This window comes from Streptomyces sp. NPDC005151, assembly GCF_053599875.1.
Genome location: NZ_JBSFYR010000121.1, coordinates 1 through 17,428 on the forward strand (window position 1 = coordinate 1; position 17,428 = coordinate 17,428).

Consider the following 17,428-nt stretch of genomic DNA (forward strand, 5'->3'; position numbering starts at 1 on the left):
GGCTAGCCCGACCAACCCGGCCCACCGCAAGCCCATCAACCGACCGTCACACGATCGAGCTAAAACGACCTCGTGCACGCTCCCAGCCAAGCAGCCGTCAACCCCGGTCGGCGCAGGCGAGATGTCCGGCCGGGCCGAGGGGCGGACATACGGGCGGGCAGGCTCAGGCACCGGCGCTGCCGGTGGCCGTGCGGTCGGCCCGGTCGTCGAGCAGTCCGACGTTACGGGCCAGGTCGGCGACCGCCTGCCGGAAGAAGACCTCCCGAGCTTCGACGATCCGGTTGAACTGGCCGAAGATCTCGAAGGAGATCAGCCCGATGAGCTGCGACCACGCGGCCACGAGAGCGGCGACGACCGCCGGAGGGAGATCGGGTGCCAAGTCGGCGGCCATCCGCTCGGCCTCGGGCCGCAGCTCGGCGGCGAGAAGCGGCACGGCGAGGCCGTCCGTGCAGTGGGCGTCTTCGACGATCCCGATGAAAACGAGGCCGATGCGGGAGGCGGGGCCGATGGTCGCCTGGGGTGCCGTGTACCCGGGCACGGGCGAGCCGTAGATCAGGGCGTACTCATGGGGGTGGGCGAGGGCCCACTCGCGTACGGCGCAGGCGACCGCGATCCAGCGGGCCAGATGGGCGGCGGGTACGGGTGGCACGTCGCACGAGGCCCTGTGGGCGGTCTCGGCGGCCTCGCCCACGGCGTCGTACGCATCGACGATCAGGGCCGTGAGCAGCTCGTCACGGCTGGGGAAGTAGCGGTACAGCGCGGACGAGACCATGCCCAGCTCACGTGCGACGGCGCGCAGCGAGAGTTTCGCGGCGCCTTCGGCTGCGAGCTGCTTTCTCGCCTCGTCCTTGATGGCTGCGGTGACCTCGATACGGGCCCGTTCCCTGGCTCCTCGGATGGTGCTCATGGAGCTCAGTCTGCCACGAATTGGAGCACCGACCAATAAAGAGAGCAGTGCTCTTGCTTTTGAGCACCAACCTCGTGCACTCTGATCTCAAGCGAGAGCGGTGCTCACACTTTCCAACTAGGGGAATCTCATGTCCGTGCATGTTCAGAAGCCCGGCTGGTTCACGGTCAACGTCTTCAACCGCACCGTGGCCTGGATCACCCGGCGCGGCATCAGCGTCTGGGGATCGAGAGTCCTGGCCGTCCGCGGCCGCAAGAGCGGCGAGTGGCGCCGCACCCCGGTCAACCTGCTGACCGTGGACGGGCAGCAGTATCTCGTCGCTCCGCGTGGCCATGTCCAGTGGACGCACAACATGCGGGCTGCCGGCGGCGGTGAGCTCCACCTCGGCAAGAAGACCGACGTCTTCACCGCCGTCGAGATCGCCGACGACGAGAAGCCGGAACTGCTGCGTGCCTACCTCAAGCGCTGGAAGGCGGAGGTAGGGGTGTTCTTCGGTGGCGTCGGCCCGGATTCGTCCGTCGAGGAGCTGCGCCGCATCGCCCCCGACCACCCCGTCTTCCGGATCACGATCACATCCTGACCCGGACCGGCACAGCGCTGCCTGTGCCCTTGCCGGGCAAGGGTCGACGGCCCCAACTGATCGCCCGCCGCAGGCGTCGCGGCCGGGCCTGTGCCAGCTACCGGGGTTCGACGGGTTCGCCTCCGACGGGCGCAGCACTGTCTGTCGATGCATCAACCGACGTATTCGACGGCGAGGCCCGGGCCACCCGCTACGACGGGACCGCCACCGCCCATCGGCCCGAACTCCGGCCCACCGGCGTCTCGGTCCGGTCGGCAGGATGAGCGCCGAGAAACGGTCTAACGGTCCATCGCCGACAGGGCCCGCTGCGCCAGCGGGTGGGTGCGGACCAGCTCGGCCAGCGAGGTCGTCCCGCGGGTGATCCCGGCGAACGCCTTCCAGGCCGGGCGGAATCCGGTCAGCACTGCATGCAGAATTCCCGGGCGGCGCTCGAACAGCTTCAGCATGCGCCGACCGACACCCATCTCGACACCCAGCCCGGCCTTGATGGCGAAGGCGTAGTTGAGCGCCTGGCGGCGGGCGTCCACCGCGTCGTGCGATTCCGCGATCCGGACCGCCCACTCACCGGCGAGCCGCCCGGAGCGCAGTGCGAACGAGATGCCTTCGCGGGTCCACGGTTCCAGCAGCCCCGCCGCGTCGCCGCAGACGAGCACCCGCCCGCGCGACAGCGGCGAGTCGTCACTGCGGCAGCGGGTGAGATGACCGGAGGAGATCTTCGGCTCGAACCCGGCGAGACCGAGCCGGGCGATGAAGTCCTCCAGATACCGCTTGGTCCCTGCACCGTCACCACGCGCCGAGATCACACCGACGGTCAGGGTGTCGCCCTTCGGGAACACCCACCCGTAACTGCCGGGCATCGGACCCCAGTCGATCAGCACCCGCCCGGCCCAGTCCTCCGCGACGGTGGCCGGGACCGGGATCTCCGACTCCAGGCCCAGGTCCACCTGGTCGAGCTTGACCCCGACATGGGCTCCTATGCGTCCCGCGCTGCCGTCGGCGCCGACGACCGCGCGGGCCAGGACGGTCTCGCCGCCGGCGAGCACCACGGCGACCGTGCGCCGGTCCGGGACCGAGGCGCCGTGCTGCTCGACCCGGGTCACCGACGCTCCGGTGCGGAGTTCGGCGCCCGCCTTCTGCGCCTGCTCGACCAGACCCGCGTCGAACTCGGGCCGGTTGATGAGCCCGAAGAGCATCCGCTTGGAGCGGCGGGTCCGCGCCAGCCTGCCGTTGAGCGAGAACGTCACCGCGTGGATCCTGTCCTGCAGGGGCAGTTCGAATCCGGGCGGCAGCGCATCACGGGAGTACCCGATGATGCCGCCGCCACAGGTCTTGTAGCGGGGCAGTTCCGCCTTCTCCAGCAGCAACACCCGCCGCCCGGCGACCGCCGCCGCATATGCCGCGGAGGCTCCGGCCGGTCCGGCGCCGACTACGACGACATCCCACACGGACGGCTCTTCAAGCTCACGTCCGGCGTCTGCGTTCTCGCTGCTCACGATGTGCTTCTGCTCCCGATCCCGACCAGTGGCCCAAACTGCTCACGGCATCCTACGGCGCCTTGCGACCGGTCCCCTCTGTGGGAGGATCGACCGTGCGTTCGTCCTGCATGCAGCGCCGCACTCGGCGTTCATGCAGACGGATTCGTACACATAACGTCGCACCCACGAGGAGCGTGCCCATGACCGCCCATCCGATTTCCGAGACCCTTGCCTCGCTGATGCCCCGTGCCAAGACGGAGCTGGCCGAGCTGGTGGCCTTCCATTCGGTGGCGGATCCCGCGCAGTTCCCGAAGAGCGAGTGCGAGGCGGCCGCAGCCTGGGTCGCCGACGCACTGCGCGCCGAGGACTTCCAGGACGTCGCCCTGCTCGACACCCCCGACGGCACCCAGTCGGTCTACGGCTTCCTGCCCGGCCCGGCCGGCGCCCCGACCGTACTGCTCTACGCGCACTACGACGTGCAGCCGCCGCTCGACGAGTCGGCCTGGATCTCCCCGCCGTTCGAGCTGACGGAGCGCGAGGGCCGCTGGTTCGGCCGCGGCGCGGCCGACTGCAAGGGCGGCTTCATCATGCATCTCCTCGCCCTGCGCGCTCTCAAGGCGAACGGCGGCGTCCCGGTCTCCGTCAAGGTGATTGCCGAGGGTTCGGAGGAGCAGGGCACCGGCGGTCTGGAGCGGTACGCCGAGGCGCACCCCGAGCTGCTGGCCGCCGACACCATCGTCATCGGCGACACCGGCAACTTCCGGGTCGGTCTGCCGACGGTCACCGCGACACTGCGCGGCATGACGATGCTGCGGGTCACCCTCGACACCCTCGAAGGGAACCTGCACTCCGGGCAGTTCGGCGGCGCCGCCCCCGACGCGCTGGCCGCAATGATCCAGCTGCTGGCGTCGCTGCGCGCCGAGGACGGCACCACGACCGTCGACGGGCTCACCACGGACGCCGAGTGGGACGGGCTGCAGTACCCGGAGTCCGACTTCCGCAAGGACGCGAAGGTCCTCGACGGTGTGGAGCTGATCGGCACGGGTACCGTCGCCGACCGCATCTGGGCCCGGCCCGCCGTCACCGTCATCGGGATCGACTGCCCGCCGGTGGTCGGCGCGACGCCGTCGCTGCAGGCGAGTGCGCGGGCGCAGATCAGCCTGCGGGTGCCGCCGGGCCAGGACGCGGCCGAGGCGACGAAGCTGCTGACCGCCCATCTGAAGGCGCACGCCCCGTGGGGGGCGAGGGTCTCGGTGGAGCAGGTCGGCCAGGGCCAGGCGTTCCGCGCGGACACCTCCAGTCCGGCGTACACGTCGATGGCGCAGGCCATGGAGGCCGCGTACCCCGGCGAGAAGATGCAGACGTCCGGGATGGGCGGCTCGATCCCGCTCTGCAACACCCTCGCCGCGCTCTACCCGGAGGCGGAGATCCTGCTGATCGGCCTGAGCGAGCCGGAGGCGCAGATCCACGCGGTGAACGAGAGCGTGTCGCCCGAGGAGCTGGAGCGGCTGTCGGTCGCCGAGGCGCTGTTCCTGCAGAACTACGCGGAGTCCAAGCGCTCCTGACCTCGCATCACCTGTTCCGGGGCGGACGCACCTCTCGTACGCGGAGGGGGCGGCCGCCCCCCGAATACGGCTGTCCGCACCCGGTCCTCAGGATTCCCCCGGGCGGGGTCCGTGCCGGATCGGGCGCGGGTCGTCCACCGGCCCGTCCCCGGGCGCGCCCGCGCCCTCCGGCGCGGCGCAACCTCCGGCGCAAACCCGTCCGGCGCGGATCCCGGCCCGCACACACACGGGCGGGGCGCGCGTGGTCCACTCCCCCGGGCACACACCCGGGTCACTCGCCATCCATCTGCCGCACCATGATGTGCTGTTCACCGGCGACTGCGTGGCCGGGGTGGGCCAGGTGATGCTGGGTGTCTTCAACACGGACCGGGCCGAGGCACTGGCCTCGTTCCGGCGGCTGGCGGCGCTGGCCCCGTCCACGGTCTGCTTCGGGCACGGTGATCCCCTCACTGTCGACGCCGCCGCCGTGCTGCGGGCGTCAGCCGACCGGGACTCCGGCCTCCAGGTTGAGCACGGTTGACCGCTCGCGGGCCCGCAGCGCCCAGCGGAGCCGCTCGTACCGGTGCGGCGGCAGCATCGTTGCGGCCTCCGCCTCGGTGACGAACCGCCAGCCGCGCAGTTCGGAACCGGGCAGCAGCAGCCGTTCGGCGTCCTGGCAGTGCAGCAGCCCGCCGTCGAAGAGCAGCCTCAGCCCTCCGTACCCGGGCGGGTTCGGCGGCTCCCAGTCGACGACGAGCAGGCTCGGGATCCGGTCGAGCTGAATCCCTATCTCCTCGGCCACTTCCCGTATCCCGGCCTGTGCCGGTGCCTCCCCGGGCTCCACCACCCCGCCGGGGAACTCCCAGCCGGGCTTGTACGTGGGGTCGACGAGAAGGAACCGGTCGTGTTCGTCGAAGAGCAGCACCCCGGCGGCGAGGGTCTCCGCGGTCGGCGCGGGCGTCTGCACGATCTCGCACACGCCGGCGGCCCCGGTGCGTACCGCGTCGGCGATGCGCTCGGCCGTCTCGTACGGGGTCAGCGTGCTGGTGTCGATGGTGTGCGCGTCCGCGGTGATCCAGCCGAGCGCTGTCCGGTAGGGCTCGATGTGTTCGTACGCCCACTGCCGTACCCGCTCGCCGGCTTCCGGGTCGTCCGGTACTTCCTCACGGTCGGCGATCCGCTGCCGCAGGATCGTTTCCTCAGGTGAGAGCAGTACATGACGCACGGGAATGCGTCTGGAGGCGAGCCCTCCGAATATCTCGTCGCGGTACTCCTGTCGCAGCAGCGTCATCGGCGCCACGAGCACCCCGGGCACCTCGGCGAGCAGAGCGGCAGCTGTGTCCACCACCAGCCGCCGCCAGATCGGCAGGTCCTGGTAGTCGGTCACCTCGGCAAGCCTCTTCTGGGGCAGCAGGTATCGCAGTCCCCCGCCTATCACTCCGGGGTCGTAGAAGGTGCTGTTCGGGATCAGTTCGATCAGTTCGCGCGCGGCGCTCGTCTTGCCCGCGCCGAACGCACCGTTGATCCAGACGATCACGGTTCCCCCTCTTCCGTAGCCCTCTGTGGCTTGCCCGCAACACCCTGCCGCGAAAACCCGGCTGTGGCGATGTTGTTGCACGAAAGCAAGTGCCGGACGCCCGTCGGCAGGCGTCCCACCGTACGAGTCGGGCGCCCGAGCGGCCGTAACGGGGACGGCGGGGCGTCGTTGGAGCCGACGAGGCAAGGGGGTGCACGGTGCAGCGCACAGTACTGGAGCGGTTTCCCGCGGGAGGTCCGCGAGGCAGCTGGCCTGCGGAGGAGTTCGCGGCTGCGCGCCGGGGCGAGGGTGTGGCGGCCGAGGTCGTGATGGACCTGGAGGAGGACGCGTTCCTGGTGGTCGTACCGCAGCAGGGTGCGGACCGGGGCCAGTGACCCCGCCCCGCGCCCGCCGCCACGGGGCAACCGGTCCACCGCCTGTACCCCCGGTCCTCGGGCACCACACATCCGGACCAGCCAGATGCGCGCCGACCGGCATCACGCGCCACCCTGGAACCATGGCGACTCCACCGATCATCGTTCACGCGCCCACACCGTCCGGCGCCAGGCTCGTGACCGTCCACATCAACGGCCGCGACGAAAGGCTCGGGCTGGCGCACAGCGACCGCGACATCATTGTGTTTCTCGCCGATGCCGGAATGGCGGACCCGGAGCGGGCCCTTGACACTCCCGCCCTGGTGGAATGGCAGGGCGCCGCAGCGCACCAGTACGAGGCGACCTGATTCAGGGCGTGTCTCCCTGCCAGTCCCACTTCAGTGAATCGTCCGCCCGCGGCCCGTACTCCGACCTGCCACCAGGACCGTGCATGCCGATCTCGGTGATCAGTGCGGCCCCGTCGGCGAGTGCCACCTCCGACCAGCCCGTCACGTCGAGGAGCAGCCCGTCGAGCGGGCCGCCGACCAGCTCGCGATATGCACGCCCGGGCTGCGGGCCCGGATCAGGATCGTCGTGGTCGGCGCCGTACACCCGCCGTCGCATGATTTCGTCCATGCAGGCAGCATCGCAGCCACCACTGACACTGCCCACGCCTCACGGCGGCGCCGCTCCGGCCCCAGGTGGCCGGATCGCCTCCTGATGCCGCCGTGGCCGGCTTCTGCAGCGCCACGCGTTCCCGCCGTGACACGAAGCCGCGATCGGCGGAGCCTCGCCGGGGCTCCTGACGCCCGCGGCTGCCGGGGCACGGATGGCCGGAAACGCTGGGAGCAGCACCCCTTGTACGAGCAGTGGCCCAGTGGAACTCCTCCTCGCAGTGGCCGGTCCTGGCCCGATCGGGTTGCCCGGCCCGGCGTCACCGGCGGTGACGTGCTGTCCGGTCTGCAGAGAGGGTGCCCGCGCAGGCACCGTGCCGGGGGCCCGAACCTGCCCCTTGCAAGGACCGGGCTGCCGGGCAGCGCGCGGGCGGCCGCGGCCCGGGGCCGTACCGGTGTACCTCGGGAAACCGGTACCGCGCGAGGCAGGGCTGGGCTCTCCGTGCGGTCTCACCGTCCCTCAGCGAGCGGATCCCCGTTGCGCTCCACCCCTTTCAGCCGGGCCGAGGATCGGTCCTGCCAGTGCGTGTTTGAGAACCCGCGCTCAGCGGCCGATACTCCTTGGCGTGCGGCGGCGTAGCCACTCCGAGAACTTCCGTCGCGGGGGTCGAGCGATGATGTCGCCTCCGCGGGACTGTCCGGCCAGTTGCACACGCAGGGTAATTGGAGTGTCCGGGCCGGATACAGGCCGGATCTTGATGTCGCCGCTGCTGCGCACCAGGTCGTCAGTGTCGACTTCGATCCCTGGCCTGGTCACCAGGATCAGGTTTCCCCCGACTCGCAGGTCGACATCGATGTGAAGGGTGTTGTGGGTGATCATCGCGTCGGTAAAGGTCGAGCTTCGCTTCGCAGAACATCAGCCGGATTTCCATGCGACGCGGAACCAGCCAGCGGCCGGTACGGGTGACATCGCCGAAACGCTGGTCGATCCGAACCAGATCTCTGGCTTGTGGGGGCATTCCTTCCGAGGGCAGGTCGGCGGTCAGTCCAGCAAGGTCGCCGGTGGTGCGGGCGGACAATGCGGCGTCCAAGCGCTCGTCCAGCTCGGCCGCGATGAGCCGACCGTCGCCTGCGGCAATCTGCAGGATCTCTACGACCTGCTCCCGGTCCCGGTCAGATGCCCGCAGTTCGGGCGTTGTGCCGTGCTTGGAAGAGTCACCAGCTGACCTGAGTTCACCCGTCATGCCCGCATTCTGGTGGACAGCCCAGAGTCCCGCAACGTCGCTGATCGCAACTGCGCGAGAGGCTGTCGGCGTACCCGTGAACCGGGAACAGCTCGTATCGAGCGGGAGTTCGGTGTCAGGCTTCCCGAGTCCTACCGCAGCTTTCTCACGGGTGTCGCCGACGGAGGCGCTGGACCGCACTACGGTGTTCTCGGACTCGCGAAGGAACCGGACGACGAGGACGCGGTGTACGACCTTCGAGAGCAAGGCCGAAAAGAGCTGGCTTCCTGGCCCCGCCATTTCCGCAGACCCGGGCTTGGCCGGGCCCCGGCAAGGCGGGCAACACCTACTACTCGGTGAGCGGAACCCTGGTCATCGCAGAATACGGATGCGGGATGTTCTCCCGCCTCGTTGTCACCGGGAAGAGCGCAGGGCAGGTGTGGTTCGGCGCCCCGGCCTCGTTGTTTCATGGTGACGTCCGGTCGATCTCGCATCCGTGATGTCGCGTTGATCCCGGTCCGAGGATGGTTCCGGTCAGGGGTGCGCGTCGGCTGTCGTGCCGGATGACGCCGGGTTCCACGGGCCCGGAAGCTGCTGGGACCTCCTCTCGGTACTCGTCGGAGGTGTTCGTGCCGGTCAGGTGGGGCGGGGCAGGGCGAGGATCCGCTGGAAGGCGGTGGTGATCGCCTTGGCCCAGGGCCAGGTGCCGGGGAGCTTCAGGCGGCGTTTGCGCTGGCCGCGCACGAGCCGGGCCGGGACGTGGAGGATCCGGTAGCGCAGAGTCTTTGGAGTCGCCCTGGCCTCTTCGCCGTCCAGGGCGAGGAGTTGGAGCCAGACGCGCAGGTCGGCGGCGAGCATCGTGGCGGTGAGCCAGGCGGCATTGATGCTGAGTTCCCGGGAGGGCAGTAGGCCCATCCCGGACGCCTTCTGGTCACGGATCTTCGGCTCGACGCGGGCGTGTTTGCGGTGCCGGCCGTCCAGAAAGGCGGCTTGTCCGCGGCGGCTGTTAGTCGCGAAGGTCTGGTAGCGCATCCCCACCTTGGTCTCGTAGGCGGAGGCGAACATGGTCGGGATCTTCTTCATGCCGGAAGTCTCTCGGTTGGCTTGCCGGCCTGCATGGGAATTTCGCTCACACGGCGATCCGTATCTCCGCGAGGGGCAGTTGTCATGCCTCAGTGCTCCCGACTCATCGGCCCGCCGGAGACCAACCAGACGCCCTCCCGCAGCCTGCTCTCTTTGTGGTCCTGGCGTGTCGGCGTGCATGTCTACCCGGGGCAGACCTATCCCTTGCTCGATCCCAGGGTGAGCCCCGCAATGAAGTGCCGCTGCAGCAGCAGGAAGACCACAAGCGTCGGCAGGGCGACGATCACCGAGCCCGCGGCGAGGAGGTTGTAGTCCGTGAAGAATTGCCCGCGCAGGTTGTTGAGGGCGGAGGTGATGGGCAGCTTGTCGCCGTCGGAGACGAAGACCAGGGCCCAGAGGAAGTCGTTGTACATCCAGGTGAATTGAAGCGTGCCGAGCGCGGCGAGGGCCGGGCGGCACAGCGGCAGCGTGATCCGCCAGTACTGCGTCCAGACGCCCGCGCCGTCGACGACGGCGGCTTCCAGGATCTCCTGCGGCAGGGTTCGCATGAAGTTGGCGAGGACGAAGACGCAGAAGCCGATCTGGAAGCCGATCTGGACGACGACGACGGCCCAGTACGAGTCGTACATCGTCATCGAGTCGGACATCCAGTACGGCAGCGGGATGCGGTTGAACACCACGTACAGCGGGGTCACGATCACCTGCTGGGGCAGCAGGTTCCCGGCCGTGAAGAGCATCAGCAGCACGATCCCGCCGCGCATCTTCAGCCGGGCCAGGGCAAAGGCCACGAACGAGGCGAGGAAGAGGGTGACGAGCACCCCCGGGACGGCGATGATCATGGTGTTGACGAAGTACTTCGTCATCCCGGAGTCGGCAAACGCCTGCCGGTAGTAGTCGAACGACAGATGCCTCGGCAGCGAGAAGTAGCCGTACCGGGAGGTCTCGTCGTACGGCCGCAGGGAGGCGTACACCGCCAGCAGCAGCGGCGCGAGGAAGGCTAGCGAGACCGCCATCAGGAAGGCGTGCACGCCGAGCCGGCCCGGGCGGAGACCACGGCGCACCGCAGCGGGTGGCAGGGGTGCGGGCTGTGCGGCGGGGCGGGCGGGGGCGGTGTCGACGGTCATCGGTTCTTCTCCCCTCGGAGCTCCTGGACCAGGTACGTCACGACGAATCCGAGGGAAACGGTGAGCAGGACCACGGCGATGGCGGATCCGAAGCCGACGCGGCTCGCCTCACCGATGATGTTGTCGGTGACGAGCACCGAGAGCAGTTCGAGTCCGTTGCGGCCGTGGTTGACGGCGTACACGATGTCGAAGGCGCGCAGGGACTCGATGACGGTGATGACGCCGACGATGACGTTGACCGGCCGCAGCGTGGGGAAGACAATGCGGAAGAAGGTCTGGGCCTCGTTCGCCCCGTCGATGGCGGCCGCTTCCTTCAGCGAGGGATCTACGGCCTTGAGCCCGGCAAGGTAGAGGATCATCACATAGCCGGTGTGCCGCCACGCCGCGGCGAGCAGGACCATCCAGATGTTGAGGTCCGGGTCGCCGAGCCAGTCGGTCGGCGACGCGGTGTCCCCGATGATCGCGTTGAGGGCCCCCTGGTCGCGGGAGAAGATCAGCTGCGCGATGAAGCCGACCACGGCGAGCGACAGCACGACCGGCATGTACAGCGTCGACTGGTAGAAGCGGCTGAACCGCACGCCCCGGTCGATGAGTACGGCGAGGAACAGCCCGAACGGCGCGGCGACGAGCCCGAGGAAGGCCAGCCAGAGCAGGTTGTGCCGGGCGGCGGGCCAGAACTGCGGGTAATTGGTGAAGAGGTTCAGGTAATTCTGCGTTCCGACCCACTTGATGTCGCCGATGCCGTCCCAGCTGGTGAAGGAGAGCACGATCGAGGCGAGGGTCGGGCCCCACACAATGGCGATGTCGAGCAGGACGGGTATGCCGAGCAGCAGACCGATGACGGCGAGGTCGCGGCCGGAGAATCGCCGCGGGCCCCGCCGTTCGGTGCGCCGCTCCGAGAGGAACGACACGGTCGGTACTCCAGATTCAGTCGGAGGCGAAGATGGTCTTCTTCTGCCGCTCGATGTCGTTGACCAGGCCGTCCACATCGTTCGGGTCGCTGATGAACTTCTGGATGGCCGGAATCATGACGGTCGAGGCGAAGTCCGGCCGGGTGTCGCGGTCCAGGAACTGGGAGATCTGCTTGGCACCGGAGACGAGCTCCACGGCCTTCTTCTGCAGCGCCGAGTACTGGGAGATGTCCGCCTGGTCGTTGACCGCGATGTTGTTGGGGTCGCTCTTGAGGTAGATGTCCTCGGCCTTGCCGGTGGCCAGCCACTTCACGAGGTCCTTGGCGCTCTCCAGCGTCTTCTTGTTCTTGAGGTTCTTCGACTTCTTCGCCAGCAGGAACCCGTCGATCGGTGCCTCGACGGCGTCCTGGCCGTGCTCCGGGTTGATGACCGGGAACGGGAAGAAGTCGATGTCCTCCTGTTCGCCCTTGGGGAACTGGGCGCCGGGGTGCGGCAGCCCGAAGACCGCCATGCCGGCTTCCTTCTTCTGCAGGCTGGTCGCGGCCTCCTGCCAGGTGCGGCCGTTGGCGCCCTGCTGGCAGTACGGAAGGAGCCGGCGCCAGGTGTCGAAGACGTCCTTGACGCGCTTGTCCGTCCAGGCTTCCTCGCCGGCCATCAGGCTCTTGTGGAAGTCATAGCCGTTGGTCCGCATGTTGATGTAGTCGAAGGTGCCCATCGCGGGCCAGCCGTCCTTGTCGCAGAACGCGATGGGGTCGAGTTTGTCCTTCTTCATCTGCTTGGCGAGCGCCACGTACTCGTCGAGGGTCTTGGGCGCCTGGTAGCCGCGGTCGGCGAAGAGACTCCTCCGGTGGAAGACGGCCCACGGGTAGTAGTAGTACGGCGTGAGGTACTGCTTGCCGTCCTCACCGGTGGACTGGGCCTTCAGCGCGGACGAAAACCCTTCGTAGTGCTGCCAGTTGTCGCTGATTTCGTACAGCAGTCCCTTCTTGGCGAAGAACTGCATCCGGTAGCCGGCGAACCACATGAACACGTCGTCCGGATTGCCCTGCAGGTATTTGTTGATGTTCTCCTGGAAGGTGTTGTGGTCAACGGTGTTGACCTCGATCTTCCGCCCTCCGGACTGCGCCTCGTACGCCTTGAACGCGTCGGCGAAAGCCTTCTTGGGAATGGGGTCGGACGAATTCGACCCCATGTGGATCGTCTTGCCGTCACCACCGGGGCCACTGCTGCATGCCGTGATCAGCGAGGGAAGCGTGATCGCGCCTGCGCCAACTGCCGCACCACGCAGCAGATTTCGCCGAGACATCCGATGTCCTGCCACACTGCCAGGCATGCTTGACCTGTCGTACGACGAGTGCGCCATGACCCCCTCCTCCGGGATGCAACCCAACACGACCGAACGTGCGATTGGATCCCATCCCCAAGTCAGAGTGCCGTCAAGGGTTTTGACGAGATACCGAACAACCTTTACCACACCCCTTCCAACAGACTCCAACACGCCATAACGTAATCGCGCGCCCTTGGCGTGCGCATGATGTCATCCGATCTGACACGAGCGTGGAGGAACGTTACGATGCGTCATCTTCCAACCCGTACGACCCGAGCAAGCGGCAGAACAGTCATCGGAGCGCTGGCCGCCGGTCTGCTCTGCGCAGCGGGCGCAACCGCACCCGCCGTCGCGGACTCACCGACGACGGCGGCTGCCGCAGAGGTCAGCCCACAGTCCGACAACGGGCTCGCCCTCACCCCGCCGATGGGATTCAACAACTGGAACTCGACCCACTGCCGGGCCGAGTTCAACGAGGCGATGGTCAAGGGAATCGCCGACATCTTCGTCGAGAAGGGCCTCAAGGACGCCGGCTACCAGTACGTCAACCTCGACGACTGCTGGGCGAAGCCGCAACGCAACGCGGACGGCAAGCTGGAGGCCGACCCGGTGCGCTTCCCGAACGGCATCAAGGCCGTCGCGGACTACGTCCACTCCAAGGGGCTCAAGCTCGGTATCTACACCAGCGCGGGCACGAAGACGTGCGACAGCGTCGGACTGCCGGGGGCACTCGGCCATGAGTACAGCGATGCGCAGCAGTTCGCGGACTGGGGCGTCGACTACCTCAAGTACGACAACTGCAACAACCAGGGCGTCGACGCGAAGAAGCGCTATTCGACGATGCGCGACGCACTGGAGGCCACCGGCCGTCCCATTGTCTACAGCATTTGCGAGTGGGGCGAGAACAAGCCCTGGGAGTGGGCCGCCGACGTCGGCAATCTCTGGCGCACGACGGGCGATATCAGCGACAGCTGGGGCAGCATGCTGTCGATCATGAAGCAGAACCTGTCGCTCGCCGCCGCCGCGGGGCCGGGGCACTGGAACGACCCCGACATGCTCGAAGTCGGCAACGGCGGAATGACGGACACCGAGTACCGCACCCACTTCTCCATGTGGTCCGTGATGGCGGCGCCGCTGCTCATCGGCTCCGATCTGCGCAAGGCGACCCCGGAGACCTTCGAGATCCTCTCGAACAAGGAGGTCATCGCGGTCGATCAGGACCCGCTGGGCAAGCAGGGCGCCGTGGTCTCCTCCACCGGCGGGCGCTGGGTCGTCGCCAAGGAAATGAAGGACGGCAGCCGGGTCGTGGCGCTCTTCAACGAGACCGGGTCCGCGCAGCGCATCTCGACGACCGCGAAGGAGGCGGGCCTGCCGGAGACCGACGCGTACACGACGCGCGACCTGTGGCAGCACACGACGTACAACACGGCGGGCGGCATCTCCGCGACCGTCCCGGCGCACGGCACGGTACTGCTGCGCGTCGCCGCCGACAACAAGTGGGCCGCCTACCCGCCGGCCGTGGAACTCGGCCTGAACGGCAGCCCGTTGGTGGAGGCCGGCCGCAACGCGCCGCTGACGACGACGGTCACCGATCTGGGCCGTACGCCTGCCAAGAGCGTCTCCGCGGCGCTCACCGGCCCGTCGGGCTGGAAGATCAAGGCGCTGTCGCCGACCGGCACCGATGTCGTGCCCACCGGCCGTACGCTGACCACACGCTGGCAGGTGACGCCTCCCGCGGGCACAGCCACCGGTACGTACGATCTGAAGCTCATCGCCCAGTACCGGTCACCGACCGGGACGCGCGTGCAGTCCTCGGTGCCGTTCCAGGCGCATGTGGTGGTGGCGCCCCCGGCGGGCAACAGCTATCTGAGCGATCTGCCACAGCTCTCCGCGTCCAACGGCTGGGGTCCGGTCGAGAAGGACACCAGCAACGGTGAGAGCAAGGCCGGCGACGGCAGTCCGCTGACCATCGGCGGCACCGTCTTCGCCAAGGGACTCGGGGCACACGCGGACAGCGCCGTCGAGTTCTACGCGGGTGGTGCGTGCAGCGCCGTGACCGCCCGGGTCGGAGTCGACGACGAGGCGGGTGCCAATGGCACGGTGGCGTTCGAGATCTGGGCGGACGGCACGAAGGTGGCGTCGACCGGGGTCCTGACCAACGCGATGGCCGCGCAGCCGATCACCGCGGATGTGAGCGGCGCGCAGGTGGTACGTCTGGTGGTCACCGACAGCGGGGACGGGATCAACTACGACCACGCCGACTGGGCGGACCTGCGGATCGGGTGCTGAGTCCGGTACGGGTGCCGGGCACCGTACTCAGTGCCCGCCCGGTAGGGGGCCGGGCGGGCACTGAGTAGGGGCCTGGAGCCGCTTCCGGAAGGGTCCCGGACAGGGACGCGGCCACCGGGCACGCCCGGCTTCCGGACCATCGTTCGGCTGCCGGACGGGACGGGTCGCCGCGCACCGTCCGGCAGCCGGACCCTGTTCAGCCGCTCAGTACGGCCGCGGCCGCCGCCCCGCCCGGCCTGACCGCCGAGGCGGCGGCCGCGGCGCCCACCAGGCCCGCGTCCGTACCCATCACCGCGGGTGCCACCGTGAGCTGTTGGACGAACGAGAGCGTGGCGTAGCTGCGCAGGGCGCGGCGCAGCGGAGCGAAGAGGACGTCGCCCGCACCGGCCACTCCCCCACCGATCACGGCGATGTCGATCTCGACCAGCGTGGCGGTGGCGGCGATTCCGGCGGCCAGCGCCTGCGCGGCGCGCTCGAAGGAGGCGACCGCCACCGGATGTCCGGCCCGCGCGGCGGCGGCCACGGCGGCGGCCGTGGCGTCGCCGTCCGGGCCGGGCTGCCAGCCGCCCTGCAGGGCGCGGCGGGCGATGTTCGGCCCGCTGGCGATCCGTTCCACACAGCCACGCGAACCGCACGGACACGGGTCGCCGTCCAGATCCACACTGATGTGGCCGATGTGACCGGCGTTGCCGGTGGGACCCGGGTGCAGCTTGCCGCCGAGGACGAGACCGCCGCCGACCCCTGTCGACACGACCATGCACAGCGCGTTGTCGTATCCGCGGGCCGCACCGAGCCAGTGCTCGGCCGCGGTCATCGCGACCCCGTCACCGACCAGCTCCACGGGGAGCCCCCCGGCGGCCCTCCGTACCCGGTCCACCAGCGGGAAGTCGCGCCAGCCGGGAACGTTGACGGGGCTGACCGTCCCCGCCGAGGCATCCACCGGACCTGCGCTGCCGATGCCGACGGCGGTCGCCCGGCCCCACAGCGGCGAGGCGGTCAGCTCGGCCAGCACGTCCGTCACCGCGCCCATCACCGTCTCGCCGCTCTCCCGCGCGGGCGTCGGCCGCTGCGCCCGCACGAGGAGCGTGCCGCTGCCGTCCACCAGAGCGCCGGCGATCTTGGTGCCGCCGATGTCGAGCGCGGCGACGAGGTCGGTATGCATCGGTGTGGGCTCCGGATGAGTGAGGAGGCGGGGACCTGCGGCTTCAGTGAATAGTCTGCATAGTCTGTATTCAGTTGACAACGTTGTCCAGGGCCTATGCTCGACGACACAGCCTCCGGCACCTCCGCAGCACCCGTCTGCGACCGGCCGGACAGCCCGCACCCGACGACAGGACAGCGCATCGTGGCAGAGACCGCCCGTCACTCCGAGTCCCGCTACGGCAATCGGCCGACCATGAAGGATGTGGCCGCCCGGGCCGGAGTGGGCCTCAAGACGGTCTCCCGCGTGGTCAACAGCGAGCCGGGGGTCACGCCGGACACCGAGCGCCGGGTCCAGGAGGCGATCGATGCGCTCGGCTTCCGCCGCAACGACAGCGCGCGTGTGCTCCGCAAGGGCCGTACGGCCTCCATCGGCCTGGTCCTGGAGGATCTCGCCGACCCGTTCTACGGGCCGCTGAGCCGCGCCGTCGAGGAGGTCGCCCGCGCCCACGGCGCCCTGCTCATCAACGGGTCGAGCGCCGAGGACCCGGAGCGCGAGCAGGAACTCGTGCTCGCGCTGTGCGCCCGCCGAGTGGACGGGCTGATCGTGATTCCGGCCGGTGACGACCACCGCTACCTGGAGCCGGAGATAAAGGCGGGGATCGCCACCGTCTTCGTGGACCGCCCGGCGGGCCTGATCGACGCCGACATCGTCCTTTCCGACAGTTTCGGCGGCGCCCGGCAGGGTGTCGCCCATCTGATCGCGCATGGACACCGCAGGATCGGCTTCATCGGTGACCAGCCGCGTATCCACACGGCCACCGAGCGTCTGCGCGGGTATCACGCCGCGATGACGGACGCCGGGATCGCCGTCGAGGACTCCTGGGTCTCCCTCGGCTCCACCGACCCGGCGCGGGTCAGGGTGGCCGCCGAGGCGATGCTCTCGGGCCCCCAACCGGTCACCGCGCTCTTCGCGGGCAACAACCGGGTGACGGTCACCGCGGTGCGCGTGCTGGCGGAGCGGGAGCGTCCGGTCGCCCTGGTCGGCTTCGACGACATCGAACTGGCCGACCTGCTGGGCATCACGGTCATCTCCCAGGACGCCGCGGCCGTGGGCCGGACGGCGGCCGAGCACCTCTTCCGCCGGCTGGACGGCGCGGACGACGCCCCGGCGCGGGTGGAACTGGCGACGTCCCTCATCGCCCGCGGCTCGGGCGAACTGCCGCCCGCCTGAGAGCCTGTCGGGTGACCTTCGATCGGAAAGCGGACGCGGTCTGGTGCGTGCGATTCCAAGGCGCCGGAAGGCCCTCGGATGGGGTCT

17 protein-coding genes and 1 pseudogene are annotated in these 17,428 nt (G+C 69.1%); 7 read left to right on the top strand and 11 right to left on the bottom strand.

Annotated features, from left to right (window positions below; translation table 11 throughout):
- Positions 1-163: 163 nt before the first annotated feature.
- Complete coding sequence (locus ACWD6R_RS36070; RefSeq protein WP_451822608.1) at positions 164-907, bottom strand: TetR/AcrR family transcriptional regulator; 744 nt, start codon at positions 905-907, stop codon at positions 164-166.
- Positions 908-1,037: 130 nt separating this feature from the next.
- Between ACWD6R_RS36070 and ACWD6R_RS36075 the strand changes: the two genes are divergently transcribed.
- Positions 1,038-1,487 (top strand): nitroreductase family deazaflavin-dependent oxidoreductase, encoded by a 450-nt coding sequence (locus ACWD6R_RS36075; RefSeq protein WP_376663617.1) that lies wholly within the window; start codon positions 1,038-1,040, stop codon positions 1,485-1,487.
- 278 nt (positions 1,488-1,765) lie between these two features.
- Here the strand turns inward: ACWD6R_RS36075 and ACWD6R_RS36080 are convergent, their stop codons facing one another.
- Positions 1,766-2,980: a geranylgeranyl reductase family protein gene (locus ACWD6R_RS36080; protein ID WP_451822609.1), complete on the bottom strand. Its 1,215-nt coding sequence runs from the start codon at positions 2,978-2,980 to the stop codon at positions 1,766-1,768.
- Between the two features lie 182 nt (positions 2,981-3,162).
- Between ACWD6R_RS36080 and ACWD6R_RS36085 the strand changes: the two genes are divergently transcribed.
- Together ACWD6R_RS36085 and ACWD6R_RS36090 are read left to right on the top strand one after the other, a co-directional pair.
- Positions 3,163-4,527, top strand: coding sequence for a M20/M25/M40 family metallo-hydrolase (locus ACWD6R_RS36085; RefSeq protein WP_451822610.1), 1,365 nt, complete (start codon positions 3,163-3,165; stop codon positions 4,525-4,527).
- Between the two features lie 229 nt (positions 4,528-4,756).
- A pseudogene (locus ACWD6R_RS36090) lies at positions 4,757-5,047 on the top strand (MBL fold metallo-hydrolase); the annotation flags it as partial.
- Here ACWD6R_RS36090 and ACWD6R_RS36095 read toward each other — a convergent pair.
- The gene (locus tag ACWD6R_RS36095; protein WP_451822611.1) at positions 5,006-6,043 is read right to left on the bottom strand and encodes an NUDIX domain-containing protein; all 1,038 of its coding nucleotides are present in this window, start codon (positions 6,041-6,043) and stop codon (positions 5,006-5,008) included. The pseudogene ACWD6R_RS36090 and the gene ACWD6R_RS36095 overlap by 42 nt on opposite strands.
- Positions 6,044-6,240: 197 nt before the next feature.
- Between ACWD6R_RS36095 and ACWD6R_RS36100 the strand changes: the two genes are divergently transcribed.
- Both ACWD6R_RS36100 and ACWD6R_RS36105 read left to right on the top strand, forming a co-directional pair.
- Complete coding sequence (locus ACWD6R_RS36100; RefSeq protein WP_393309199.1) at positions 6,241-6,417, top strand: hypothetical protein; 177 nt, start codon at positions 6,241-6,243, stop codon at positions 6,415-6,417.
- Between the two features lie 122 nt (positions 6,418-6,539).
- Positions 6,540-6,764: a hypothetical protein gene (locus ACWD6R_RS36105; protein WP_366138484.1), complete on the top strand. Its 225-nt coding sequence runs from the start codon at positions 6,540-6,542 to the stop codon at positions 6,762-6,764.
- Between the two features lies 1 nt (position 6,765).
- Here ACWD6R_RS36105 and ACWD6R_RS36110 read toward each other — a convergent pair whose 3' ends face one another.
- The 7 genes from ACWD6R_RS36110 to ACWD6R_RS36140 form a co-directional block, all read right to left on the bottom strand.
- Positions 6,766-7,032, bottom strand: coding sequence for a hypothetical protein (locus ACWD6R_RS36110; protein ID WP_451822612.1), 267 nt, complete (start codon positions 7,030-7,032; stop codon positions 6,766-6,768).
- A gap of 582 nt (positions 7,033-7,614) precedes the next feature.
- Complete coding sequence (locus ACWD6R_RS36115; RefSeq protein ID WP_451822621.1) at positions 7,615-7,890, bottom strand: hypothetical protein; 276 nt, start codon at positions 7,888-7,890, stop codon at positions 7,615-7,617.
- Positions 7,796-8,533, bottom strand: coding sequence for a DUF1707 SHOCT-like domain-containing protein (locus ACWD6R_RS36120; protein WP_451822613.1), 738 nt, complete (start codon positions 8,531-8,533; stop codon positions 7,796-7,798). Before ACWD6R_RS36120 ends, ACWD6R_RS36115 begins: the two co-directional genes overlap by 95 nt.
- Before the next feature lie 336 nt (positions 8,534-8,869).
- Complete coding sequence (locus ACWD6R_RS36125; RefSeq protein WP_451822614.1) at positions 8,870-9,316, bottom strand: transposase; 447 nt, start codon at positions 9,314-9,316, stop codon at positions 8,870-8,872.
- Between the two features lie 197 nt (positions 9,317-9,513).
- Complete coding sequence (locus tag ACWD6R_RS36130) at positions 9,514-10,440, bottom strand: carbohydrate ABC transporter permease (RefSeq protein ID WP_451822615.1); 927 nt, start codon at positions 10,438-10,440, stop codon at positions 9,514-9,516.
- Positions 10,437-11,351 (bottom strand): carbohydrate ABC transporter permease, encoded by a 915-nt coding sequence (locus ACWD6R_RS36135; RefSeq protein ID WP_451822616.1) that lies wholly within the window; start codon positions 11,349-11,351, stop codon positions 10,437-10,439. Before ACWD6R_RS36135 ends, ACWD6R_RS36130 begins: the two co-directional genes overlap by 4 nt.
- A gap of 16 nt (positions 11,352-11,367) precedes the next feature.
- Positions 11,368-12,657 carry an ABC transporter substrate-binding protein gene (locus tag ACWD6R_RS36140; RefSeq protein WP_451822617.1) on the bottom strand — a complete coding sequence of 430 codons (1,290 nt, stop codon included), beginning with the start codon at positions 12,655-12,657 and terminating at the stop codon, positions 11,368-11,370.
- A gap of 267 nt (positions 12,658-12,924) precedes the next feature.
- Between ACWD6R_RS36140 and ACWD6R_RS36145 the strand changes: the two genes are divergently transcribed.
- Positions 12,925-14,967 (top strand): NPCBM/NEW2 domain-containing protein, encoded by a 2,043-nt coding sequence (locus ACWD6R_RS36145; RefSeq protein ID WP_451822618.1) that lies wholly within the window; start codon positions 12,925-12,927, stop codon positions 14,965-14,967.
- A 196-nt stretch (positions 14,968-15,163) separates the two neighbouring features.
- On the opposite strand, the gene ACWD6R_RS36150 is transcribed toward ACWD6R_RS36145, so the two are convergent.
- Positions 15,164-16,129, bottom strand: a complete 966-nt coding sequence (locus ACWD6R_RS36150; protein WP_451822619.1) for an ROK family protein — start codon at positions 16,127-16,129, stop codon at positions 15,164-15,166.
- Between the two features lie 183 nt (positions 16,130-16,312).
- Here ACWD6R_RS36150 and ACWD6R_RS36155 point away from each other — a divergent pair, with 183 nt between their 5' ends.
- Positions 16,313-17,341 carry a LacI family DNA-binding transcriptional regulator gene (locus ACWD6R_RS36155; protein ID WP_451822620.1) on the top strand — a complete coding sequence of 343 codons (1,029 nt, stop codon included), beginning with the start codon at positions 16,313-16,315 and terminating at the stop codon, positions 17,339-17,341.
- The last annotated feature ends 87 nt before the right edge of the window (positions 17,342-17,428 follow it).

Coding starts and splice junctions, on each gene's coding strand:
- ACWD6R_RS36070 (WP_451822608.1), bottom strand. CDS start 907: ATGAGCACCATCCGAGGAGCCAGGGAACGGGCCCGTATCGAGGTCACC.
- ACWD6R_RS36075 (WP_376663617.1), top strand. CDS start 1,038: ATGTCCGTGCATGTTCAGAAGCCCGGCTGGTTCACGGTCAACGTCTTC.
- ACWD6R_RS36085 (WP_451822610.1), top strand. CDS start 3,163: ATGACCGCCCATCCGATTTCCGAGACCCTTGCCTCGCTGATGCCCCGT.
- ACWD6R_RS36105 (WP_366138484.1), top strand. CDS start 6,540: ATGGCGACTCCACCGATCATCGTTCACGCGCCCACACCGTCCGGCGCC.
- ACWD6R_RS36110 (WP_451822612.1), bottom strand. CDS start 7,032: ATGGACGAAATCATGCGACGGCGGGTGTACGGCGCCGACCACGACGAT.
- ACWD6R_RS36115 (WP_451822621.1), bottom strand. CDS start 7,890: ATGATCACCCACAACACCCTTCACATCGATGTCGACCTGCGAGTCGGG.
- ACWD6R_RS36120 (WP_451822613.1), bottom strand. CDS start 8,533: ATGGCGGGGCCAGGAAGCCAGCTCTTTTCGGCCTTGCTCTCGAAGGTC.
- ACWD6R_RS36125 (WP_451822614.1), bottom strand. CDS start 9,316: ATGAAGAAGATCCCGACCATGTTCGCCTCCGCCTACGAGACCAAGGTG.
- ACWD6R_RS36130 (WP_451822615.1), bottom strand. CDS start 10,440: ATGACCGTCGACACCGCCCCCGCCCGCCCCGCCGCACAGCCCGCACCC.
- ACWD6R_RS36140 (WP_451822617.1), bottom strand. CDS start 12,657: ATGTCTCGGCGAAATCTGCTGCGTGGTGCGGCAGTTGGCGCAGGCGCG.
- ACWD6R_RS36145 (WP_451822618.1), top strand. CDS start 12,925: ATGCGTCATCTTCCAACCCGTACGACCCGAGCAAGCGGCAGAACAGTC.
- ACWD6R_RS36150 (WP_451822619.1), bottom strand. CDS start 16,129: ATGCATACCGACCTCGTCGCCGCGCTCGACATCGGCGGCACCAAGATC.